Source organism: Acinetobacter portensis, from assembly GCF_010646905.1.
GTDB classification, from domain to species: domain Bacteria; phylum Pseudomonadota; class Gammaproteobacteria; order Pseudomonadales; family Moraxellaceae; genus Acinetobacter; species Acinetobacter portensis.
The window spans coordinates 2,356,752-2,381,010 of sequence record NZ_JAAARQ010000002.1 but is presented as its reverse complement, the minus strand read 5'-3'; the positions used below and the strand labels follow the sequence as shown (position 1 = coordinate 2,381,010).

The following is a 24,259-nucleotide window of genomic DNA, read 5'->3' as shown; positions in this document are numbered from 1 at the left end:
AAGCCTCAACTTAACTATAGTTAATTAACCAAAGTTACCACATGATAACCACTGTTTCAACTTAATGTATTAACATTAGTTAAGATTATTTCTTGGATTTGATTATGTCTTTCCATCTACGCCTACAAGAAAAACTCAAAGAAAAAGGTTTTAAGCCTGCTGACTTAGCTCGAGCTGCTGACGTATCTGGTGTAGCAGCTGGAAAGTGGATTCATGGTGAAAGCCAACCTAAGGCGGGAAAGCTAAAACTAATTGCCAGATTTTTAGGTGTTAGTGACGACTGGCTCCTTACAGGTAAAGAAGCACCTCCTAGGCTTGACAACAATATTAATTTAACCCAAAAGATTGCTCTTGAAGGTCGCCCTGTCCCTGTTATTTCTTGGGTAGCGGCAGGTTCATTCACAGCTATTGAAACTGTAATTAAAGACGCAGAAATAGACGAATGGCTTCCACCAAATAAGGACTGTGGGAAAAATGGGTATGGCTTAATTGTTACAGGCGTTTCAATGTCGCCTAAATTTGAAATTGGAGATCGTATTTATGTCAATCCAGATGTTCAGACTTTCGATCTACAGTCAGATGATTTAGTTATTGTTTCTTGTTCTGGTGATACAGAGGCTACATTTAAGCAATTGATTACTGAAGGTGGTTCACAATACCTAAAACCATTAAACCCTAACTGGCCTGAGCAAATTATTAAATTAAGCGAAGATTGCCGTTTAGTTGGAAAAGTTGTTGGGTTGTATAGAAAAATATAAATTTGAATTAAGTAAAAAGGATTAGTAATGGATAACGCATATATCATTATTATTGAAAACAAAGATGCTAAAAATCTAAGCAAAGTAACCAATTATTTAACTGAAGAAAATGTCGACTTTTGTATTTTGTTTGATGGTATTTATGTGATAGATATAATTCCCGACCTATTTAAAGAATTCACTAAAAATATCAACACTCTCATGGATGATAATGGTGTTATTTTCTTTGCTCCAATATCTATTATTGAGGAACAATGGGAGGCTTTCCGTATTAGCTCTCCCGTATTAGAAAAACTTATTGAATTTCAAATCACTTCATCAAGGGATCATGAATGAACTGATTTTTGAGCGAGGTTCAATTAAGTTGTTAATTTCATCAATAGATTTTCCTTTGACTTTTTCTATTAGATGATTAAGCAAATATGGTTTTGAGCTTTCAATAACTTCAATAATTTTTTTCACATCATTACAACCAGATCTCAAGTGAATGCCTGTCATTCGAACCTTGTGAATTGTTTCAATATGTTCTTCAGGGCTTTGTGGTGTGTAATTAGCATACTCACCATTAAAAAAATAATGCTCGAGTTGTTCAGCTCTTTTTACAAGTTCATTAAGGTCCCATAGCCCTGTATTGCTAAGTCTAACTAACAACTTAGATCTCCAGTCGCTATTAAGCAGAAGCCAAAGGTCTGCATGATCATTATTCATATTTTAAATTCCTTATTTAAATGTACGTATTAAATTAATTGACAATTAAATCTCTATAAAAATTATTTCACCAGTATCTGAATTAAAATCATACCCAGTATAACGAGCATCTTTATCCATTGGGATTAGATACGGAAAGCACTTAGTTGATCCATTTTCATCAAGAATTGTGGATATATAGAAACCATGTTTGAGGGTTAATATATTTAATTCATCTAGAAACTGCATTATTTTTTCTTTTCCAGTATTAGTAATTATTTCATGCATTTGCTTTTCAGCCTCATCAAATGTTTTACCACTCATAACAAACTCCATCTAACCCATCCAGTGTGGGTTTTCTTTTGTCTAATATAAACCAATAAATAATTAAAGTTAATTATAGAATTAACTAATGTTAATTTTATTGTTGACAGAAATATTAACCTTAGTTAACATTTATCTCACACACCAACCCAATGTGAGTAAATAAAATGGAATTAAAAAGTCATCTAATAAAGTGCTCATTGGCTTTAGCTTTAATTTTCATATTAGCAAGCGCTTATGCTCTTGCCCCAGCTAAAACACAAACAGAATTGCTACCAGAACCTAGTGAAGAAATCGAAATTCACGCTGACAAATACCAGGTAGTTAAATCAAATCCTCATTGTCTTGGTTGGTGCAACGCAACACTTAAAGCTGGTGAATACCAAATAGAACTCGATTACAACATTGTTGATGGTGAAGTTGAGCAAATTGACGAAGTTAAAGCATCTATCCACGGCGCTCCTATCGCTAATGTGTACATAGACCGTAATGAATACACAAAAATCAGTAACGCCGTGAGTAATCAGTCATGAGCTATCAATATTCATCCATAACACGTGTCTTACTCGTACAGCACAATGGCCGTGAAAAGCTTTACAAGAATATCGATCTTTTCGGCATTGAAGATTGCATTAAAGACTTTGTTAATAGTTGGGGCTTTCGTCATGGCTAAACTCGCAAACTCAATATCAGGTGCATTCCTAGAATGGCTTGAGCGTGGTGGACATAAATTGACTGTTAAAAAGCACTTAATGATTGCAGTCAAGGGTGATAAGCGCGGTGTTATTCCTTTTGAGCATCACAAAATTCAAGAACTCTACGAACTGGATGAATACCTTTCTGAGCGTTATGAATTGTTCTTAAAGCAATGGCTCAACAATGGAAAGAGCTTCATTTACGAGTTACAGAATGCGATTGCTGGCAAATATTTCAGGGCACAGCATCAAAACAAATTAATGAAATTGGCGAAGGTGGCGTGATGAGTACATTAAAAGATTTAAATAAGCATTTGTTTGATCAGTTGGGTCGTTTAGCTAAGGCTGATAAGGATAGCCTGGATTCTGAAGTTAAGCGCGCCCAAGTCATTTCACAAGTGAGTGAGCAGATTGTGGATGCACACAAAACTCAATTGGAAGCTGTGAAACTGGTGGCTCAATACAAAGGCCTTAACTCGAATCAGGAAGCACCACAGATTGCAGTTGGTGATATGAATCTGGAGGTGTGATATGTCGAAAGGTAAACCGATCAAATACACCGAAGAAATGCTGATGTTTTTACGTCAGCATGAGGAAACGCCACGTGCTGAGCTAACTTGCAAATTTAATGAGAAATTTGGCTACAGCCTTTCAGTGGACAGCATAAAAGCAAAGTGTTTACGCATGGGGTTAAAGACTGGCCGAAACGGTTGTTTTTCACCTGGTCAGGAATCCTGGAACAAAGGTAAAACTGGCTATATGAGTGCAAACAAAACTTCATTTAAAAAGGGTCACACTCCGCACAACCACAAGCCTGTTGGTTTTGAGCGAATCACTGTTGATGGTTATGTCGAGATTAAAACGGCTGAGCCGAATGTTTTTGAGTTGAAGCACAGGTGGATCTGGGGGCAACAACATGGACCAGTCCCTGACAACCATGTCCTTGTTTTTAAGAGTATGAACAAGCAGGACTGTCGGTTAGATAATCTGATGCTGATCACCAGAGCTGAACTTGCTCGATTGAATCAATCTTTTTCAAAGCTCGCCACGCCAGACACAAATGAGACGTGCATCCTGATGGCAAAACTTAAAGATAAAACACATAAATTGAAGGTGGCGTGATGGATATTCAAAGAAAAGAATTTGAAAAATGGTATTTCAATGAAAATTACAAAGACACGACAGCGTGTAAGTTAAAAGTATTTGAAGTTCTTAGTGGTTTGGTTGGTGTGGAATCACCGTACAACGGCACGTACCTAAACTACAATGTTCAGACTTCTTGGAAAGTATGGCAACAAGCCCAAAAGTCGGCTGTGCATGATGTGTTGGAAAATGACTGCATGATTAGCCAGACTTGGTTCATGAAAGGATCACCTGTTTCAGCACTAATTAAGCATGCAGAAAATGTGTATAAAGCTGAAGTGATTGCTCAAAGCTCAAAAATCAAATTCGGCACAGATGATAATGAGCACTGGTTTGCTCATGATGTTCCTTTTTATGGAAGGGTTCAAATTGATCGCATTGAAGAACATGGCTTAGTTGAGTGGGACATTTTCTTCAATGAATGCTGGCAAGGGCCATTCAATACTAAATCTGAATGTATTCGTCATTTAGAAGAATGTATTAAAGAAATGCGTGAAGAAGCACAGGAGCCAACCAATGACTGAAATTGAATTTGCACAGGTTGGCGACTTTTCTGCCGTGAGTGCGGCTGAAAACTGGTTACGTGAACATGGTTTTAGTTACGGCTCTATGTGTATGGATATGCCTATCGGTATTTTAAAGGGTGATTGGTGTATTGCGAAGTGGCGCAACTTAACAGCAAAAGAACGAAATCAGCTTGATGGAAAGCTTCTTTCAAGTGATTTCCGTTCAGGTCCTGTAGTTCTGCAACTTAAAGAACCTGCAACAACTGAAGAACTTATATCTGGTCTTCGAATTAACCAGGAAAAGACCCATGACTGAAATTCAAAAAAACATTGCTGTAGCGAATTTAGTCATCGATGAGCTTCATAAAGATAAGCCGTTTGTTTTGAAGCTAAATATTGAAGAGCGTAAGCATTTCTTATTGGTTTTAGGTGGTGCAAAAATTGATTTTAAGATCATCCATCACGCTAATGGGTGTGACATTTTAATAGAAGAATCTATTGTGCATCCGCTTTATGAAGTCATGGCTACTTATATTGCTGAGCATGAAAAGCCTAACGATATTGGTGAATTTATTCAAAGCGGTGAATTTGATAAAGCTTTTAAAAATGTGTTTGGGTTATCAGAGAGTGTGGTTAAGAGTTTGAAGGAGGTAAGTTGATATGGCTGTTTTTCAAATTACAGCAACTGGTGATGAGCTTCAACTCTTCATTGGTGCAGTTCTTGAAGGTGGTGCAAAGGTTGTTGAAATTAAAGACGTCAGCCCTGTATTTGTATCACCACAAGAATTAGCACTTAAGTATGGAATTAGTGAAGATACAGTTCGAGCAAAACTTGCATCAATCAATAAAGGGGTTGGTCGTAAATGTAAATATGTACCTAAAGAAGCAGATTTGATTTTAGGACAAAAAGCCTCAAAAAATAGACGACCAAGAATAAACTAAACCAAATGCCCTCTAGTGAGGGCTTTTTTACGCATCTAGCATATCAGCAATATCATTTACATCTGGATTGTAATAAGTATTCACAAGCATTTTTATATTCTTATGTCCTGTTACTTTAGCCAATACCTCAACTGGTAACTTCTGATTATTTACAAAGCGTGTAATTGCTTCATGGCGTGCATCATGAAAATGAATATCTTCTAATCCAACTTTCGCCTTTCTTCTTTCCCACATTAATCTAAATGCATTTTCTGACTGCGGAATAAGTTTAGATCCATCATGCTCAATCAGATCTAATAGCGCCAAAGCTTTTTTAGTTAACGGCACGTTACGAGAATCGCCATTTTTTGTTTTTGGTAAATGTACATGACGATCAAAAATATCTGTCATCTGAATACCAAGTATTTCACCACGGCGCATTGCTGTCTCAAGTGCAAATAAGAATGCCCAAGCAACGTAGTGTTCAGGAAGTGTTGGTGTTTGCCCCTCACGATAATTTAAAGACTCAAGAATAAGCTGTATTTCATTATCACGAATACGACGATGACGTGCCTTTGGCTTTACAGGCTTTTTAACATTGGTCCAAGGATTCACATCAAGTAAAAATAGTTCTTTTACTGCATAACTAAATACAGAACTATATAAAGCCATTTCGCGAAGCAATGTGTTTGCCCCTACTTCTTTTGCTCGTTTATTTCGCCACGCTGTTAAATGTTTTGGCGTGATGTCATGAATCGACATTTCAGCCAGTGCACCAAACTTTTCTTCAAATGGTTTTAATTGTTCTTTGACGTAAATTGAACCACGAAGTTTTTTACCCACTTCTTCATAGTATTTATAAAAAAGAGTCTTGAATGGATAGTGTTGTTTTATTCCATTATCTTCGGCAAGTTTATTTGCCTTCGCTTCAAGAAGTTTTTGAGCCGCCCACTGTTCACATTCTCTTGCAGTATCACGAGTTGCAGATGAGCGTTTTCCATCGATCATAATTTCAATGTAATAAGCTTCACCGCGTTTTCTAGGTTTTGGAATCTTCATGACGTAAAGCTCAAAATTCTTGACGTAAATTTGACGTAAATTTTACGGCTAACTAGGTATATTTCACCCTTTTAACCGACTGTGCAGATATTAGCATATATTATTATAGACATAAAAAAAGGGCTTTAAGCTACTGATTTGGCTTAAAACCCTTACTATTTCTAGCTTTGAATTTTGGTAGGTATAAGCAGACTCGAACTGCTGACCTCTACGATGTCAACGTAGCGCTCTAACCAACTGAGCTATACACCTAAAGTGGCTGAAATCATATTCATTTTTATTTTTTAAGACAAGCTTTTTTTATATTGAGCAAATACATTCGAACAACGATTAATCAACTTTAATAAAACTTGAATATCTTTTTCATCTTTTAAAAAGCCATACATATAATTTTGATGCTTTTCAATAATTTCATTAACCAAATCTTGATCATCAATATTCATATTAAGCTCAGCAACCACATGATTTAACCACCCAACAATGGACTCATATGATTTTTTTTGTAGATGATCAGGTAATTGCCTCAACAACTGATTTAAAGCCCATTTCACCCGATCTCTACGCTTAAAATTTAAATAGCATATCCAAGATAAATAAATACAAATGACAATCAAAGTACCAAAAAATAACACTAAAATTGCAGTATAAGTACCATTAAAACCTAAACGATCAAACCATCTTTTTTGACTTTCAACATCATAACCAACAACTTTACTTTGCCACTGATAAGTAACGTAATCGCTCCACACTCTAAGCTTATTTAAAAGGCTAAACTGCTGATATTTCCATTCAGACCGACCCTCACCAAAAACACGTTGATTATTCGCAATTAAACTTTGCATTCCATTACCAATTCGATCGGGTGCTATCATCGATGTGGGATCATATCTCACCCAATTTTCAGCTATTAAAACCTCTGTCCATGCATGTGCATCGAGTTGACGAACTTCCCAACTTTCCCCATCAGGAGATAAATGACCTCCTTGATAACCGACAACCACACGTGCAGGAATACCAACATAACGCATCAGCATGACAAAGCTTGAAGCATAATGTTCACAAAACCCCTGTTTTGATTTAAATAAAAATTCATCTATTCGGTTATGCCCTAATAATGCAGGATTTAATGTATAAGTAAACTTATTTTCTTTATACCATTTCAGTAAATTTTGAATATATAAGCGTGGATCTTCTTTGCTTTTTTCAAATAATTCACGTGCAAATTTCTGTGCTTGTAAATCCACTTGATTTGGAAAGTGAGTATTACTACTTTTTATCCAATTAGGTACAGAATCAGTTTTTGAATGAAATGCTGCATCACCAATCCACTGCATTTTTACAGGTTGTATCCGTCCATTTGGACGTACAGGCACCACACCCCAATCAGTCCTCAATATATATTTTTCTTGAATAGGAATAGATTTTTCTAAAGACATCACCCATTTTGTACGTACATCCGCAGCTAAATATTGATATTCAAAATGTGAATTATTCTTGTGAAATTTATTATTTAATGAAGCTTGTTGATTGATGAAATTACTTGTCCATTGTTGACCATCATATTGATCTAAAACCAAGCCACGCCAATACAACTCAGACTGATTTGGTAAATCTTTCATATTGCCAATTATGCGAAATGCGAGCGCTGAAGATTGTGACAACTGCGCAATATCTCCGGGAGACATCGTTTCGCTTATTCCCGTAACACCCTGAGTATTGTCTGGAATAGGAATATGCCAAAGTGGTGGTAGTCGTGGAAAAAACAGGAATAGTAAAATAAAAAATGGCAGTGAAGAAATGATAAATTTTGCGACATGGCGTACATCGCTAAGCACACTAACTTCAAGTGAACTTTCTTTAATAAATTCTGATATTTGTAAACGATATAAACCCACCAAACAACTCATTAAACATAGAACAACTAGTACCGTCATCCATAAAGTTTGGCTATATAAAAAACTACTCGCACTAACAAATAATGCAAAATTCAAAAGAATAATCACATCACGTTTGGCTTTAATTTCCATAGCCTTAGCAAATAAAAATGTTGTTAATACTGCAACACCTGCCTCAACACCAATAAAGCTTTTATATGAAACATAAATGACAGCCAATATTGAAACAACAAATGCAAATGTAATTACTTTGGATGTACGTTTTTCTGGCTTTAGTAAACTAAAATAGAGTATAAATATGATCAAAAAAAACAGAGCAGAAACAACTAAAGGAAGAAAAAAGCTTTGTGTTATTAATATGATAGTAAGGGTTAAAATGATTGAATTTTTAATTGATTTATTCATTGTCATTACGCCTTTGCCAACAAAAGCTTAGCTTTGAGTAATTGCGTCTCTCCTACACCTTTTTCCAGTTCGCAATGAGGTAAAATCAAGCTATATTCATGTTTGAATTGTTCACAATGTTCAACTAACCCCATCATTAAACCAAGTCGTTCTTCATGTGAATTTGCAGGCATTTGCTCATAAACAATATTCACGTGATGTTGATCTTCGAATTGCTCAAATATTTTAACATATAAGCCTTGACCACGTGCAGCCTGCTTCCATGAAACCGCATGTAATGAATCCCCCGATTGGTAATCTCGAAGCTCCCTAAAATCATCGACATCTTGTGAAAAATTCTGCTGAACATATTTATTCTCTGTTTGGAATTCTAGTGATTTCGGTGCAATCCAAACATGATTTTTTAAATACAAATATGTCCAAGCACGTACTAATCCAAATGGATAAACCGCATATATTTGTACATTCGGAAACTGAAATTTACCGCGTTCATTGGTATAGAAATTTAGTGTAATTTTCTCTTTTGAATTTTGAATTAATATTTTTTCTAAATGCTGATCTGTTTTAATCCAAAGATAACGATTTTGCTTAACATTTTGTTGAAAATATAATGTGAGCTGTACAGAATTTCCCACTTGTCCAACTTCAGACATCGCAGATGTAATTTCTAATCCATGAAGCTGTTTAAATGTTAAATAAAAGCTAATACACAAAATAGAACCAATTAAAAAGCAAAAACCTAAAATAAGATTATTCGCGTAATTCACACCTGCAATAAAGGTAATAAAAATAAGAATAAGATATAAATAGCCCTGCTGGTAAATGAAGACCAGAATATCCTTTTGCGTCATTTTCTTAGATTTTTCAAATCTAAATCTTTTATTTGCCCAATTTTGCCAATATTGCTTCAGCATCCCCCATTAACTCACACGTACTTGTTTCATTAAATGCAATGTTTCCGATTCTGAAAGCCCTAAACGATGTGAGGCAACCGCTGTAAATACTTCTTGAATATCATCGGCTGTAACAAAAGCACGTTGCATGATTAATGCATGAGCTTGGGCAGCTTTTTTCAAGGCTAGAACGCCGCGTGTCGATAATCCATGCTGTCTTTTTCGTGACTCCTCAACCAAATCTAGAAGATAATCTAACGCCGCATTTGAAATAAAAATGTCTTTTACCTTTGCTTGAAGCTCTACTATTTCAGATTCTGTAAATACATTTTGCAAGGTTGAAATTAAGCTCTGTCTTGAGCTCTGTTGAAGAAGTTGCTTTTCTGCCTGTCGTGATGGGTATCCCAAAGATAAACGCATCAGAAAACGATCTAGCTGAGATTCTGGCAAGGCATAAGTTCCACTTTGAAAAAGTGGGTTTTGTGTTGCCATCACCCAAAATGGTTGCGGAAGTTCGTAACGTGTACCATCAATGGTGACCAAGCCCTCTTCCATTGCTTCAAGCAAAGCACTTTGGGTTTTTGGACTACAGCGATTAATTTCATCTGCAAGTAATATTTGTGTGAAAATTGGACCTTGTTTAAACTCAAACTGATGTTCTTTTTGATTAAACATATTTACCCCAATTACATCGCTTGCAAGCATGTCATTGGTAAATTGAATACGTTGAAACTGTAGTCCTGCAAGTTTAGCTAATGCGCTTGAAAGTGTTGTTTTACCTAAACCTGGTAAATCTTCAAAAAGCACATGCCCACCAGCAAGTAAACAACAGAGCGCAAGCTTAGTTTGCTGTTCTTTGTCTAAAATAATTTGATTTATTTGCTTTAGAAATAATGTGATTTTTGGAAAGAATTTTTGTATAGAAATAGCCAAATCTTGATAATTGGCATCAGAAACATCTTCATTTATTTTTTTCATTCCCCAAATCACATTTATTCCCCAATAAAATCAGTGCATGATTAACATACATGTTTTCATATTTTTTTGAAAGATAATTATTTATATATCAACCTATTAGAATTAAATCACTTATTTACCAACTTACTTAACTGACTCTTCAAATCTTTTGCTAAAATTACGTCGATAGAATTAGATTTTTCTTTTTGCTTGATACATTTTAATAAATATTCATTAACTGGCGCTTCTTTACCAATCTTGTTTGCTAATTTAATTATTTCACCATTAATCCAATCAACTTCAGTTGGTTTACCTGATAACAAATCATCTTGCATTGAAGAACGCGCTAAAGGATCTATTTTAAGTGTTTTATGACTTATTATTTTGAATAAAGAATTTGGTAAGCTCAGTATATAAGGAATAATATCCGGAGAAATTACTGTTAATTTTGCAGGCTTTATTTGATATATTTTTAATAAATTAAGCGCTTCTTTATTCGCCATCGCTAGGCATTGTCTATACGCTCTTATTGATAATTGCTGTTTTAATGGAAGACCTGAAATTGCATTAATTGAATTATTTAAATTCAATAACAATTTTGCCCATTGAATTTCAAGCATCGCATCTGAAAATTGAATATCTAAATTTGCTTTTTTAAACTCTTCAATTAGACCTTGATTTAATTCAGATGATTTTACAATAAGTTGTCCTTCCGTACCTCGATGGAAATGCATCTCACTTTGCATGGAAATATTATATGGAACCATGCCTTCTAATATTTTATATTCCTTTAGAATATCTTTGAGCATTGGGACATTACTTACTCCATTTTGAAAACTAATCAATATAGGTCGATGAGAAATGAACTCCTTTTAAATTTCATAAGCGACTTCTTCCGTTGATGCAGATTTTACACAAATAAGTACAACATCCATTTTAGACATCTCTGAAATATCTGTCGTCAACTGCAATGCAGATGATTCTATTTTTTCTAAGAATCCATGTAAGTCAGATATTATTAATCCTTTTTTACTTAGAATATTATAAACTTTTGGTCGACATAAAAATGTCACATCACAACCTGAAGCAGCTAATATTCCACCTAAAAAGCAGCCTATTGCGCCTGAACCATAAATTCCAATTTTCATAACCTATCCATCTCTTTTTTATTATTCAGTATAGTTAAATCCTATATTTATATTTGTCGGCTAACAGACAAATTAAATGATCATTTCTTTTGATGTAAAAAAACGGCATATTAAATGCCGTTTTTTTACATTCCTATCAACAAGGACATTTCTTCATATCACCACCAGCACTTGGATAACGAGCATCCACGCAATAGCGATAAAAAGTTTTCGCATCCATAGCTTCCAAATCTGGATGATGTTTTGCCATGTGTTCCAAATAGTTTTGGTAGTCAGGCACACCCACCATCAAGCGGAAACTTTGCTGTAAACGCTGCCAAAGTGTCGCAATTCTCGACCAACTCTTAGGATTAAGAATCAGCTCTTTTTGTGACATAATGGTCATCTTGATGATTTTATAAATCACCGTTTTACCACTTTTAGCAAACTTCAGGTTCATTTAAAGCTCCCCCTTAATGTGCAGATTTTGATGGCTCAATTTCAGCAGGATCGCGGTAAATAGCTTCCGATTCATTCACTGTTGGTACTGGACTTGCCAATGCACGGCGAATCACACGTATTGCAGCAAATAACATTACGAATGCAACAATCATAAAGAACGCACATAACGCTGCGTTAATTTGATTCGACAGTACAATCGTTTGCATTTCTTCAAGCGTTTTTGCAGGTTTTAGAATTTCACCACGTGCAATTGCATCAGAGAAACGATTCGATTGAGCTAAGAAACCAATTTTTGGATTTTCGTGGAAAATTTTCTGCCAACCAGCGGTCATTGAAGTAATGAATAAGAAAACTGTTGGAACAATAGTGACCCAAACATATTTTTCTTTCTTCATCTTGAACAGAATTACCGTACCTAACATAAGTGCCATTGCTGCAAGTATTTGGTTACCAATACCAAAGAGTGGCCATAAGCTATTAATACCACCTAAAGGATCAATTACGCCTTGGTATACAAAGAAACCCCATCCTGAAACAGCAACTGCGGTACCCAACAAATTACCAAAGAAGTTACGTGAGTTTTTCACTGCGGGAATAACAATACCAACGGTATCTTGAACCATGAAGCGACAAGCACGCGTACCCGCATCTACCGCAGTTAAAATAAATAATGCTTCAAACAAAATGGCAAAGTGATACCAGAAAGACATCATTTCACGGCTGTTAAAAATTTCAGTGATGATATGTGCCATACCAATTGCAAATGTTGGCGCACCACCTGTACGAGAAAGAATTGAGTTTTCACCTACTTCTTGTGCAAGCAACGTTAATGCTTCAGGCGTTACAACAAAACCTAAGTTACGAACAGCTTCAGATGCTGTTTCAACCGTTGTGCCTAAAACAGCAGCTGGCGAGTTAATTGCAAAATACACACCTGGTTCAAGTACAGTTGCACAAACCAAAGCCATAATTGCAACAAAAGACTCCATCAACATGCCACCATAACCAATCATACGAATATCACGTTCGTTATTGACTAGTTTTGGTGTTGTACCCGATGAAACTAAAGCATGGAAACCTGAAATTGCACCGCAGGCAATAGTAATAAATAAGAATGGGAACATTGAACCTGCAAATACAGGACCTGTACCATCAATAAACTGGGTGATCGCTGGCATTTTCATTTCTGGCATCGCAAAAATAATACCTACTGCCAAACCTGCAATTACACCAATTTTCAAGAATGTAGATAAATAATCACGAGGCGCCAATAACAACCAAACAGGTAAAACCGATGCAATGAAGCCATAAGCAATTAAGCACCACGTTAACTCAGTACCTGTTAGTGTAAATAATTGTCCCCAATAAGGATGTTGTGCAACATTCTCACCATAGATAATCCCCGCCATCATCAGTACAAAGCCAATGATTGACACTTCTGCAATTTTACCCGGACGGATAAAACGCATGTAGATTCCCATGAACAAGGCAATTGGAATAGTTGCCGCAATACTGAACACGCCCCAAGGACTATTCGTTAATGCTTTAACAACTACCAAAGCCAACACAGCAAGAATAATGACCATTACGCCTAAGGCGCCAAGCATTACGATGACACCGGCAAAAGAACCTAGTTCTTGCTTTGCCATTTCACCCAATGAACGCCCATCTCTACGCGTAGAAATAAAGAGAACTAAAAAGTCTTGTACAGCACCTGCAAGTACCACCCCGACCAATAGCCAAATTGTACCTGGCAAATAACCCATTTGTGCTGCAAGGATTGGACCTACAAGCGGACCTGCACCTGCAATAGCAGCAAAATGGTGTCCAAACAATACGCTTTTATTGGTTGGAACGTAGTCTAAACCATCGGCTAAGCGATGCGCAGGAGTTAAGCGTCTTTCATTTAACTCAAAAACTTTATTGGCGATAAATAAACTATAGAAACGGTATGCAATGCTATATACACAGATGGCTGCAAGAATAAGCCAAACTGCATTCACATGCTCTCCACGACTTACTGCGAGTATTCCAAAAGATACCGCACCTAATATGGCAACAAGTAACCATATTATTTTCGAAGTTGTTGTCAACTTTGGTTGAACTGATTCCATGTAAATCCCTCATAAATGTATGTACTAAATCAGCTTAATTATTTTTTTAGAGATACAGCTGTTTCGTCCTGCACAACTGTACTCTTCACATCCTTTTTTTTATCTAAGACTTTGGCATAAAAAAAGGGATGATTTTCATCATCCCTTTCGATAATAGTATATTTCTATACCATTATGCACGCTCTAAATAATCACCCGTACGAGTGTCTACACGAACGCTTTCTTCTTGCTGTACAAATAATGGAACACGTACAACTGCACCTGTTTCAAGCTTAGCAGGTTTACCGCCACCGCCTGAAGTATCACCACGTACACCTGGATCAGTTTCAACGATTTTTAATACAACGAAGTTTGGTGCAGTTACGTTTAATGGCACGCCATTAAATAACATAATTGTACATTTTTCGTTAGAATCGTCTTTTAACCATTTAGCAGCATCGCTCATTGCTGTTTTATCAGCAGCGATCTGTTCAAATGTTACAGGATCCATGAAGTTCCAAAGTTCACCGTCGTTGTACAAATATTCCATTTCTACTTCAACAATATCAGCCGCTTCTAAGTTTTCGCCTGATTTAAATGTTTTCTCTAGAACTTTGCCACTGCGAAGGTTACGCAATTTAACACGGTTGAATGCTTGACCTTTACCAGGTTTAACATATTCGTTTTCCATGATTGAACATGGGTTACCATCAAGCATAACCTTAAGGCCTGACTTGAAATCATTCGTAGAATAATAGGCCATGAATGGCACTCCAAACTTACTAACTTTAATCTTTAGTGCTATGGGCTATACGAAGTCATTTAGCAAGCTAACTCGCACTTTTTTGCCACACGCACATTAATGTGATGTGACGTATTCTAAATGACCAATACACCATGCCGCAATGAAAAATTCCTGATTAACCGACTTAAGCTGTTTAAGTTCTGTTCAGACATCAAATAGAATTGTTTATACGGTGACTATAAAGAGGTAATATTCATGAAATTCAAATTCAATTTTCATAATGTGATGCCCCGTCTCTCACTTATATCTTTTAAATTTTCTCTTTTTTAATTGGGTTTTGAATAGACCTTTGGCTTTGAACCTAAAATCTCCTTTATCTTAAATTAAGCACGAACATGACAAATTATCTGTATCAAGAGCAAAATTGGCAATCGCAAATGAGCGATTTAATAACCGATCCTAAAGAATTGTTAGATATATTAAAGTTATCATCCGATCAACTTTTATCGGGTGCAATTTTAGCTTCTCAAACTTTTAAACTTCGTGTTCCTCGTGCTTTTGCTGAAAAAATTGAAGTGGGTAATCCACTCGATCCACTTTTACTTCAAGTTTTGCCACATCATTTAGAGTTAGAAGATTTTGAGGGTTTTGTGACAGATCCTTTAGGTGAAGAAGATGCAAATCAACAGCCAGGTGTTTTGCACAAATACAAATCTCGGTTTTTACTCACTCTTACCGGTGCTTGTGCCGTTCATTGTCGATATTGTTTTAGACGACATTTCCCCTATCAAGAAAACCTACCTAAAAATGATGATTGGGTGAACATTAAAAACTATATTGAGTCTAAACCCGATATTAATGAAGTGATTTTGAGTGGTGGTGATCCACTAACGCTTTCGAACAGAAAGCTACAATTGTGGATTGAGCGATTATCATCAATTGAACAATTAAAATACTTGAGAATTCACACTCGTGTGCCTGTTGTTATTCCTAGTAGAGTTGATGAAGAGTTTATTTCTATCTTAAAAAACAGTAGGCTACGTGTTATTCTAGTGATACACTCAAATCATGCTTCAGAATTAGATGAATTTACTTGTTCAAAATTAAGTGAACTTGTACATAATAAAGTAACCGTATTAAACCAAGCTGTTTTATTAAAAGGGGTAAATGATTCAGCTGAAATTTTAACTCATTTGAGTTATAAGTTATTCGATACAGGCGTAATCCCTTACTATTTACATGTCTTAGACAAGGTAAAAGGGGCTCATCATTTCGATTTAGATACTAATGAGATTAATCGAATATATACTGAACTACTTGCAAATTTACCGGGTTATTTAGTCCCAAAACTTGTAAGAGAAATTGCCGGAGAAAAAAACAAAACCCCGCTTTTTGGAACTGAAACTTTTTGAGTTAGATAAGAACTATGGATATAAATAAACCTGATATATTTCAAACAACCAATGAACTAAAATTGGATCAGCTTAGTTTTTGCCAAAATTCTGTAAAAAGTATCCAACAATGGTCAGCAACCTTAGAAATTCACCATTTAGGTGATTCTGCTCGGTCTTTATTTAATGCGATTATCGAAATAGCTGAACTCAAATGCCAAGAAACGCTGCGTTTTGACTTAATTCAAACCATTCATCCTCTTATTGACAATATTTTAAATAGCTTAGAAAAACATTTTTTTAATCAATCTTTAATTTCTGACAATAGAAATAAGCAAATTATTGAGTTAGCTTTCTCGCTTAGAATTCATTTATCTAAAATTTATATTGATATCGCTCAACGTAGTAATCAGCAATTAGAAAATCAAAGTTTTTCTTTATTTTCATTTAAGTTAAAGAAGAATTTACAAACGGCTCGAATTGTTTCGACATATTATGCATTACAGCAATTATCTTTATTACTCTATCACCAGCAAATGCTTTATAACACTGTATTGCCTGGTCAATGGTTGATTGCACATAAACTTTTAGATTGTGCAATGAAACATAATTTTAATATTGATAATATTAATCAAATTTTAGGTACAACCCATCAAATTAAAAATATTAATCAAGCCTATGCGCAATTGATTTTACTTGATATTTTTAACACACATCAAATTCGTCCTGCCGAAATTCAAGGTTTATATTTATGCAGTTTTGAGTGGGCTAAGCTTATTCATATTTTACCTAAAGAATCTACCTTATCTCGCTATGTTGTGGATTCTACAAAAGACCACCCTCCTATTTACAATACAACGTCAGGAAATAACTGTAATCCGAGTATTTATATTGCAACACAGGCGCTTCTTAATTATTTAAATGAAAATCAAGGTCGGAAAAATGAAAAACTTACAGCAAATGAAAAATTATTTTTAACGCCTGCGCTGCATTTCCATATTCATAATATTTTAACCAATACAGCAGAACGGCGTCATGAACGCTATGAATATAATGCACGTATTAAAATATGCTTTGGTTTGAGCGTCGCACACTTTTATTTAGCTAAAGCTAAAAACTTTAAAGAAACTTTAGAATTGGGTGCAAATTACCAATTAAAAAGTGAAAGTGTTTTTGTAGATTCACATGAAAATACACCTCATTTCGATTTAAGCTCAATTAAAACCATTGATCGTGAATCTAGAAAAATACATCAAGTCGATGTTCTTGATATTAGTGTCAGTGGTTATCGTATTAAGTGGACGGGAGAAACACCTGCAAATTTAAAAACAGGTGAGTTTATTCTGGTTCAAGAAAATTCACGTAGCCCTTGGCGTGGTGGTGTTATCCGATGGATTAAACAATCCACTGAGCAAAGCTTAGAAATTGGTCTAGAAATATTAGCTCAAGAAATTGCACCTTGTGCCTGCTACCTACAAATAGACAGAAATACGGGACATTACCACCCTGCTCTAATTATGCAAAATGCTCAGTTAGATGAAGTATCAACCACACTTATTTTACCCGGCATTGGCATATTAAAAGATAAGCAGTCTATTCAATTACGATTAGGGCAGGATGAATTAAAAGTCTTTTTAATGAAGCCATTATTAATTACCCAAAGCTTCATGCGCTTTGATTTTGAATTATTAAATGAGCAACAAAGACCAGTTTTGGATAATTTTATTCATAAGCAATTTAATGAAGTAAAACATCATGATTTATGGGAAACATTAAAGTGAGAAATCCACTATTTTCAAAAAAGCTTAAACGTTCTGAAGCACGTTTACTCATTATTGATGACAATCAAATTAGATTTAATCAAATTTGTAATCAATTAAAGGAAAACAATCTTACTGTTGCTGCAACCTTATTAGATGATGTTAAAAACTTTGAAAAACAACTAAATTTCACTTGGGATATTGTTATTTTTGGTCGTGCATACGATTTAAAAGTAGATCAAGCAATTGCTTTGATTCGCTCATCAACACAACCAAATCTTCCCTTATTGTTATTAAACCCAGATGATTATGAATATGACCAATACACCAGCTATATTCATAAAGGTCTATATGATGTATTAAACATAGACTACCCTGAACGCTTCTATTACGGTGTAATCCGCACACTCGCTTTTAGCCGTATGCAACAACAACAAGAAAGATTAGTAGATGAACTTGAAACTGCTCAAACCCAAGCACAATCTTTAGTTGAAGATAGCAATAAAGCTTTAGCCATTATTCAAGAAGGTATTCACGTTCAAGCGAACCCTGAATATTTAGAACTTTTCGGCTTTCAATCTGAAGATGAAATTATTGGCTTACCGTTACTTGATTTACTTCAGCCTAAACATTTAGCTGAATTAAAAACGCGTATTAAAAAAGCATCACAAGGACAACTGGATGCTGGCACTTTTAGCTTAGATTCTTTAAATAGCAAAATTGCATCAAAGAATCCGCTTACAGTCGAGTTCTTAAAAGCCACAGAAGAAGATGCTATTCAAATTACAATTGATACTGAATCATCAACTACTGCCATTTCACCAAACACAGCAACAGAAAATTCTGCACCAAAACCAAATATTTTTCAGCAGATCAATCGAAGCTTACACAAAAATCCTGCATCATCGAATGCACTTGTTACATTTTCGTTATCAGCTTGTCCTGAACAAATTTTTCAAGCAGATTGGCTCACATCTAAAACATACTTCCAAAATATCCGTAGCTTTTTAAAAGAACAAACACAAGTTCCATTATTTAAAGTAGATACACTGGTATATGTCGCACTGTTCCAAGCAGAATCTCAAGCTGTTTTAGATTCTAAACTTACAGGTTTAAGTGCATTAACTAAACCACAATTAATTGATGTAAATGGCTCATCTTATCCTTTAAATTTGCGCATGGGTTATAGCGTACTTAATGGTGATATTAAAGATGAGACACATCTAGATCATTATATTTCGCAAGCATTTGCGACTAAACTCCCTATTCCATGCGAACAAACATCTATTCCTTTAGGTTTGGATTTAGATTTAGACTTTTCACCGAAAATTGAAACACCATCATTAACCACGGATGCACCCGTTGTATCTATTCAATCGACAAATACAGAAACAAATGTACCTGTACTCCTTACGTCATTAGACAATAGTACACTCAGTCGTATTTCTGAATGTTTAGACAAAGGTGAAATTCACCTAAAATATCAACAGCTTTACGATAAAGAAGATTCTAATCTTTATACCTATGAAGTGACCAGTAACTATATCGATGGTTCTTCATGGAAAAGTTGTTCTGATATTTTAGATCTTTCTGAAGACCCTGAACTTTCTATTAAGTTGGATCGTTGGATTTTAGTAGAAGCCTGCAAACAATTGCATAACTTTATTACTCAATATCCAGATGCAAAACTTATTATTAATTTGAATAAACATATTTTATTGAAAGACAAAAACTTTCCTGAATTTGTTTCGAAGCTTATTACGATTATTGGTAGCACAATAGAACACCCTCTTATTCTTCAGTTTGCAGAAGAAGATTTACATCAGCATTTAACAGAAGTACAAAAGAAAATTGCAGAATTACAGCTACACGGTGTACAAATTGCCATCCGTAATTTTGGACGCTCTATGTACAGTGAAACCTTATTAAAGCAAATTAATGTTCAATGTGTTGCATTGCACCCAGAGTTAACTCAAATGCTCAATGATGAAAATACAGCACAAGAGCTCACTGAAAAATTAACAGCATTCCAAGAAACTCGTTCACTTCAAATTTTATTGCGCGAGCTAAATGACATGACTTTATTTGCAAATGCATGGAACGTTGAAGCCCGCTTCATTCAAGGCGATTACTTCCAGAAAAAACTCGATCATCTTATTGATGTACAAGACCAATAATAAGGTTTTGTACACTTGTATCTGTCACTTACTTGGTAATTTAAATAATCCACAAGTAAAGTGACAGGCACAAAAAAACGGGCATAAAGCCCGTTTTTTTCGTTTCAGTATTAATCGCGTTTGATAGAACGTGACATACCAGAGAAACGTTGTTTGAACTTGTCGATACGACCGCCAGTGTCAACATTCTTCTGTTTACCAGTATAGAATGGGTGGCAAGCTGAACATACGTCTAGGTAAACAGTTTCTTTACCAATTGCAGAACGAGTTTCGATAACGTTACCACATGAACAAGTAGCAACTAATTTTTCGTATTTTGGGTGAATATCGGCGCGCATCGTCGATTCTCCTAAGATTAAAGAAGGTTTTGCTGTCATCGCAATTGATCACTCTCACCGAAATGAGGAAAGAAAAATAATTAAATTATTTAACAGATCAACACCACAACAGACCATTCTTTTGGCCCACCGAGACGGATACCGTCAGAGCTAAGCACAACAAGTGGGCGTTATTATACTTTAAATTTGATATAAAGCGAACTATTCTTTTTCTTCGACTTTCACTTGTTTAGACCAGTAATTTGCAATTACACCGCATACCATGAGTTGAATTTGATGGAAAATCATAATCGGTAAAACAATCATGCCAAGTGGTTGTCCTATAAATAAAATTTGCGCCATAGGCACACCGCTCGCCAAGGTTTTTTTCGAACCACAGAAAAAAATTGCAATCTGATCTTCTTTATTAAAGCCCAACCATTTAGGAATATATAACGCTAAAAGCATAACAATCGTCAGTAGCACCGAACATGCCAATATCAACAATATAAGCGTATTCAAGCTCACCACTTTCCAAAGGCCTGCAACCACTGCCCCACTAAAAGCACCATATACCACCATCAAAATTGAACCTTGGTCAAATGCTTTCACAAGACTTGGCACTTTTTGCATTTTTGGAAAAATCCAAGGTCGTAAAATTTGCCCTAAAACAAATGGCACAAATAATAATAAAGTAATTTGAATAATAGATGCTGTAGGATTGAAGTCGTGCTTCACCTGCCCTAATATAAAAATACTCACCAATACGGGCGTAATAAACATCCCAATAATATTGGAAAAAGATGCACTACATACGGCGCTTGCAACATTGCCTTTAGCCACAGAAGTAAAAGCAATTGAAGATTGTACGGTTGATGGCAAGAAACACATGAACAAAAAGCCCCAATACAATTCTCGCCCAAGCATGGGTTCAAGTATGGGTTTTGCCATTAAACCAAATATTGGAAACAAAGCAAAAGTCAGTGCAAATACAAGTGCATGAAGCTTCCAATGCATAATGCCTTGTACTACGGCTTCGCGTGATAACTTCGCACCATGTAAAAAGAATAAAATTGCGATTGCCACTGTAGTTAAAATACCAAAGTAATATGCGGCTTGACCTGAAACTGGTATGACTGATGCCAATATCACCATCATTACCAATAAAACTGTAAAACGGTCTAAAGCCAATAATTTCAACATTACTCTTTCCTTGTATTGATCTACTGCCACTCAAAGTTACTGCCAACAAAAAGCTCAGTATGAAAATTTACCATGCGATAAACCATCTTACTGAGCTTTTAAATTTTTGCGACCACTTCATGTGAAATGTTCACTATTTTATTTTACTATAGTGTCGAACTTAGTTGTTCTGAGCATTTACATCTTGTTGAATTAGCTCAATTTTATAGCCATCAGGATCTTCAACAAAAGCAATAACCGTTACACCGCCTTTCATAGGCCCTGCTTCACGTACAACATTACCGCCACGTGCTTTAATGTCTTCACACGCTTTGTAAGCATCTTCTACACCAAGTGCAATATGACCATAGCCATTGCCTAAGTCATAACTAGATGTATCCCAGTTATGCGTTAATTCTATAACCGTATTATTTGCTTCATCACCATAGCCAACAAAAGCCAAAGTGAAACGACCTTCTTCATAATCACGTTTACGAAGCAAAGTCATACCCAGCACTTCAGTATAGAACGCTAACGATTGTTCTAAATTGCCTACGCGTAACATGGTATGCAGCATTCGCATATTATTCACCTTCATTTGCAGTAAGTTTTTGATGATTTTTCAATAGAACTCCAACCCAAACAACCAAAACTAAAATAGGAATACCAATTAAAGTGGTCATAAAGAAGAAGTTTGGATAACCAATATTGGTGACTATAGTACCTGAATAACCACCTAAAATCTTAGGTGTAAGCGTCATTAATGAGCTGAAAATCGCATATTGAACTGCTGTAAATGACACGCTAGTTAAACTTGATAAGAATGCAATAAATGCAGCACCCGCCAAACCTGAAGCCAAGTTATCAACAATAATGGCAAAGTAGAGCCAACCGCTACTATATGGCTTAATCACTTTTCCTGAAACTTCAACACTATCATTTGAGCTGGCATTAATGACAGGAAGTGGCTGTAAATCGACATCTAAACCATTTTTCTGTGTAGATGTATCTACATCATAACGATGCTGAACTTGCGATAAAGCTTTACCGTTTTCATCAATAAATGCTGTGATGTTTTTAGAAGGTGACTGAACTAGTTTTTTTGCATCAATTGCTGTGCTAAACATGCCATCTTTATCTAACTTAGCATCAAATTTTTCGCCATCTAAAGTCACAACAATTTTTTGTTGATCATTTAAGGACTGTCCAAAATATTGCCCACGAACAACCAAACTACCATTTTTTTCTTTTTCAGAAATACTGTTATTACTTGTCACAGGCAATAACTGCATAACCGCATTTTGGTTACTTTGCACTAAGTAAGGTAAGCTTGCAATCACAGACTCATTCGATTTTGCATAACTTGCTTTCACATCTAATTGATGACTTTGCGCTAAAACCTGACTTGGAATATTAGCTTTCCAATAACCGACTTCATCAACTTGAGCAGTATATTTTTGCGCACCAACTTGAATTTGAACATCATTCAGTTGCTCACCCGACTTCACCAAACCAATAAAAATTAGATTGGTCGATGATGCTAAAATTGCGCCCACAAACATCAATTTCATAATGTTCATGCGCTGTGCAAGCAAACCTCCTAAAAAGCCACCTACTAAACTAAAAATCACACCATAAATTTTAACAGCTTCAGCAATTTGTTCTTTGGTGAAGTTTAAATCTTGATAGAAAACGTTAGAAATAACACCTGCAATAATGTCTGAAATTCGGTAAAAACCAATCAACAACAGCAAAACTAAAGCAAGTTTTACCCCATAGCGTTTAAAGAAATCTGCAATTGGATTCACCCAAGTTTCAAATGCCATTTTTTTATTTACAGCACCCGCTTTAACCAAGGCAGCACCCATAAATACAGCAACGGCACCTGAACCTATAAAGCGCAAAGCTTCAAAACAAAACAGTAAAAATGAATCTTTTATTTCAAATTGTGCTTTTAAACTTTCTGTTAAATTACCTGAGAAGATATAACTAAAAACAAAACTCATCACAGCAATGAAAAATACAGCCACTAAGCGATAATAATCACTACGTTTATAATCTTTAGATGCTCGATTAACTTGAGACTCACGAATACATAATGTGGTGATAATACCAACCAACATAACCGCAGCCATCGCCAAATAAGTAATTTTCCACGCACTGTAAATGTAATTACCTTTTGCCGTACCTAAAGATGCTGCTAAAAATAATGCACCTGCACCTGCAACAATCATCCCAATTCGGTAACCTGCATTATAAGTCGATGCCAAAACCGTTTGCATTTTGGTTTCTGCAAGCTCAATACGATAAGCATCGATCACAATATCTTGCGTGGCAGCAGAAAAGCCCAGTAATACAGCCCCCACCGCCATTTGGTAAATATAGCTTTGACCTAAAGATGGGTCGGAAAATGCCATAATACAAATAGCGAGAATAATTAAGCATTGTGCAACCAATAGCCATGCTCTACGCCTACCCAAAGCTTTGGTTAAAAATGGCAGCGGAAGTTCATCGACTAAAGGTGCCCAAACGAATTTGAATGAATAACCTAAAGCAGCCCAACTGAAAAATGTAATTGCGCTTTTATCTATACCTGCTTCACCTAACCATAAAGATAAGCTAGAAAAGATCAGTAAGATTGGAATACCTGCTGAAAAACCCAAGAACAACATGATTAATGCACGTCGATCTAAAAATGCTGTAAACGCAGATTTCCATCCTGTGGTTTGTGTTGTCATTACTTAATTATTTTCTGCAAAATG

Annotated in this window: 26 protein-coding genes, 1 tRNA gene and 1 pseudogene; 13 read left to right on the top strand and 15 right to left on the bottom strand. The window is 35.6% G+C overall.

What is annotated here, in order from left to right:
- Nucleotides 1-104 precede the first annotated feature (104 nt).
- Entirely contained in the window at nt 105-758 is a 654-nt protein-coding gene (locus GTK57_RS11295) for a LexA family protein (RefSeq protein WP_163123656.1), read from the top strand.
- 27 nt (nt 759-785) lie between these two features.
- On the top strand, nt 786-1,094 hold the full coding sequence (locus GTK57_RS11290; RefSeq protein ID WP_163123653.1) for a hypothetical protein: 309 nt from the start codon (nt 786-788) through the stop codon (nt 1,092-1,094).
- Here the strand turns inward: GTK57_RS11290 and GTK57_RS11285 are convergent.
- Both GTK57_RS11285 and GTK57_RS11280 read right to left on the bottom strand, forming a co-directional pair.
- Nucleotides 1,077-1,466, bottom strand: a complete 390-nt coding sequence (locus GTK57_RS11285; protein WP_163123650.1) for a hypothetical protein — start codon at nt 1,464-1,466, stop codon at nt 1,077-1,079. The genes GTK57_RS11290 and GTK57_RS11285 overlap by 18 nt on opposite strands.
- Before the next feature lie 45 nt (nt 1,467-1,511).
- Entirely contained in the window at nt 1,512-1,769 is a 258-nt protein-coding gene (locus GTK57_RS11280) for a hypothetical protein (RefSeq protein WP_163123647.1), read from the bottom strand.
- 167 nt (nt 1,770-1,936) lie between these two features.
- On the opposite strand from GTK57_RS11280, the gene GTK57_RS11275 reads away from it, so the two are divergent.
- From GTK57_RS11275 to GTK57_RS11240, 8 genes are all read left to right on the top strand, one after another.
- Nucleotides 1,937-2,302: a hypothetical protein gene (locus GTK57_RS11275; RefSeq protein WP_163123644.1), complete on the top strand. Its 366-nt coding sequence runs from the start codon at nt 1,937-1,939 to the stop codon at nt 2,300-2,302.
- A 132-nt stretch (nt 2,303-2,434) separates the two neighbouring features.
- The gene (locus tag GTK57_RS11270) at nt 2,435-2,749 is read left to right on the top strand and encodes a hypothetical protein (RefSeq protein WP_163123641.1); all 315 of its coding nucleotides are present in this window, start codon (nt 2,435-2,437) and stop codon (nt 2,747-2,749) included.
- Nucleotides 2,749-2,994, top strand: a complete 246-nt coding sequence (locus GTK57_RS11265; RefSeq protein ID WP_163123638.1) for a hypothetical protein — start codon at nt 2,749-2,751, stop codon at nt 2,992-2,994. Before GTK57_RS11270 ends, GTK57_RS11265 begins: the two co-directional genes overlap by 1 nt.
- A gap of 1 nt (nt 2,995) precedes the next feature.
- On the top strand, nt 2,996-3,586 hold the full coding sequence (locus tag GTK57_RS11260; protein WP_163123635.1) for an HNH endonuclease signature motif containing protein: 591 nt from the start codon (nt 2,996-2,998) through the stop codon (nt 3,584-3,586).
- Nucleotides 3,586-4,131 carry a hypothetical protein gene (locus GTK57_RS14710; protein WP_228720311.1) on the top strand — a complete coding sequence of 182 codons (546 nt, stop codon included), beginning with the start codon at nt 3,586-3,588 and terminating at the stop codon, nt 4,129-4,131. The genes GTK57_RS11260 and GTK57_RS14710 overlap by 1 nt, the downstream gene beginning before the upstream one ends.
- Nucleotides 4,124-4,429: a hypothetical protein gene (locus tag GTK57_RS11250; protein ID WP_199287344.1), complete on the top strand. Its 306-nt coding sequence runs from the start codon at nt 4,124-4,126 to the stop codon at nt 4,427-4,429. The genes GTK57_RS14710 and GTK57_RS11250 overlap by 8 nt, the downstream gene beginning before the upstream one ends.
- Nucleotides 4,422-4,772: a hypothetical protein gene (locus tag GTK57_RS11245; RefSeq protein ID WP_163120763.1), complete on the top strand. Its 351-nt coding sequence runs from the start codon at nt 4,422-4,424 to the stop codon at nt 4,770-4,772. The genes GTK57_RS11250 and GTK57_RS11245 overlap by 8 nt, the downstream gene beginning before the upstream one ends.
- A 1-nt stretch (nt 4,773) precedes the next feature.
- Nucleotides 4,774-5,055 (top strand): hypothetical protein, encoded by a 282-nt coding sequence (locus GTK57_RS11240; RefSeq protein WP_163123631.1) that lies wholly within the window; start codon nt 4,774-4,776, stop codon nt 5,053-5,055.
- 27 nt (nt 5,056-5,082) lie between these two features.
- On the opposite strand, the gene GTK57_RS11235 is transcribed toward GTK57_RS11240, so the two are convergent.
- The 9 genes and pseudogenes from GTK57_RS11235 to efp form a co-directional block, all read right to left on the bottom strand.
- Nucleotides 5,083-6,093 carry a tyrosine-type recombinase/integrase gene (locus tag GTK57_RS11235; protein WP_163123628.1) on the bottom strand — a complete coding sequence of 337 codons (1,011 nt, stop codon included), beginning with the start codon at nt 6,091-6,093 and terminating at the stop codon, nt 5,083-5,085.
- Between the two features lie 175 nt (nt 6,094-6,268).
- A tRNA-Val gene (locus tag GTK57_RS11230) sits at nt 6,269-6,345 on the bottom strand.
- A gap of 32 nt (nt 6,346-6,377) precedes the next feature.
- Nucleotides 6,378-8,393 (bottom strand): transglutaminase family protein, encoded by a 2,016-nt coding sequence (locus GTK57_RS11225; protein ID WP_163123625.1) that lies wholly within the window; start codon nt 8,391-8,393, stop codon nt 6,378-6,380.
- Between the two features lie 5 nt (nt 8,394-8,398).
- A complete protein-coding gene (locus tag GTK57_RS11220) occupies nt 8,399-9,304 on the bottom strand; it encodes a DUF58 domain-containing protein (RefSeq protein WP_163124740.1) in 906 nt (301 codons plus the stop codon).
- A gap of 9 nt (nt 9,305-9,313) precedes the next feature.
- On the bottom strand, nt 9,314-10,276 hold the full coding sequence (locus GTK57_RS11215; RefSeq protein WP_407925921.1) for an AAA family ATPase: 963 nt from the start codon (nt 10,274-10,276) through the stop codon (nt 9,314-9,316).
- Nucleotides 10,277-10,371: 95 nt separating this feature from the next.
- Nucleotides 10,372-11,391: pseudogene (locus tag GTK57_RS11210) on the bottom strand (2-dehydropantoate 2-reductase).
- A 136-nt stretch (nt 11,392-11,527) separates the two neighbouring features.
- The gene (locus GTK57_RS11205) at nt 11,528-11,830 is read right to left on the bottom strand and encodes a YbdD/YjiX family protein (protein ID WP_163123618.1); all 303 of its coding nucleotides are present in this window, start codon (nt 11,828-11,830) and stop codon (nt 11,528-11,530) included.
- Between the two features lie 13 nt (nt 11,831-11,843).
- Nucleotides 11,844-13,946: a carbon starvation CstA family protein gene (locus GTK57_RS11200; protein ID WP_163123615.1), complete on the bottom strand. Its 2,103-nt coding sequence runs from the start codon at nt 13,944-13,946 to the stop codon at nt 11,844-11,846.
- 172 nt (nt 13,947-14,118) lie between these two features.
- Nucleotides 14,119-14,688: an elongation factor P gene (gene efp / locus GTK57_RS11195; RefSeq protein WP_152875864.1), complete on the bottom strand. Its 570-nt coding sequence runs from the start codon at nt 14,686-14,688 to the stop codon at nt 14,119-14,121.
- Nucleotides 14,689-15,065: 377 nt separating this feature from the next.
- Between efp and epmB the strand changes: the two genes are divergently transcribed.
- Genes epmB through GTK57_RS11180 form a run of 3 tightly spaced genes read left to right on the top strand, consistent with a single transcriptional unit; the run spans nt 15,066 to nt 19,998 of the window.
- On the top strand, nt 15,066-16,082 hold the full coding sequence (epmB, locus tag GTK57_RS11190) for an EF-P beta-lysylation protein EpmB (protein WP_152875862.1): 1,017 nt from the start codon (nt 15,066-15,068) through the stop codon (nt 16,080-16,082).
- 14 nt (nt 16,083-16,096) lie between these two features.
- Nucleotides 16,097-17,842 carry a GTPase gene (locus tag GTK57_RS11185; protein ID WP_163123612.1) on the top strand — a complete coding sequence of 582 codons (1,746 nt, stop codon included), beginning with the start codon at nt 16,097-16,099 and terminating at the stop codon, nt 17,840-17,842.
- Nucleotides 17,824-19,998, top strand: coding sequence for an EAL domain-containing protein (locus tag GTK57_RS11180; RefSeq protein WP_163123609.1), 2,175 nt, complete (start codon nt 17,824-17,826; stop codon nt 19,996-19,998). The genes GTK57_RS11185 and GTK57_RS11180 overlap by 19 nt, the downstream gene beginning before the upstream one ends.
- Before the next feature lie 110 nt (nt 19,999-20,108).
- Here the strand turns inward: GTK57_RS11180 and rpmE are convergent, their stop codons facing one another.
- The 4 genes from rpmE to GTK57_RS11160 form a co-directional block, all read right to left on the bottom strand.
- Complete coding sequence (gene rpmE, locus GTK57_RS11175) at nt 20,109-20,336, bottom strand: 50S ribosomal protein L31 (RefSeq protein ID WP_152873669.1); 228 nt, start codon at nt 20,334-20,336, stop codon at nt 20,109-20,111.
- Nucleotides 20,337-20,537: 201 nt separating this feature from the next.
- The gene (locus tag GTK57_RS11170; RefSeq protein ID WP_163123606.1) at nt 20,538-21,518 is read right to left on the bottom strand and encodes a bile acid:sodium symporter family protein; all 981 of its coding nucleotides are present in this window, start codon (nt 21,516-21,518) and stop codon (nt 20,538-20,540) included.
- A 160-nt stretch (nt 21,519-21,678) separates the two neighbouring features.
- Nucleotides 21,679-22,080 (bottom strand): lactoylglutathione lyase, encoded by a 402-nt coding sequence (gene gloA / locus GTK57_RS11165; RefSeq protein ID WP_152873671.1) that lies wholly within the window; start codon nt 22,078-22,080, stop codon nt 21,679-21,681.
- A 1-nt stretch (nt 22,081) separates the two neighbouring features.
- On the bottom strand, nt 22,082-24,235 hold the full coding sequence (locus tag GTK57_RS11160) for an AmpG family muropeptide MFS transporter (protein WP_163123603.1): 2,154 nt from the start codon (nt 24,233-24,235) through the stop codon (nt 22,082-22,084).
- Nucleotides 24,236-24,259: the final 24 nt, after the last annotated feature.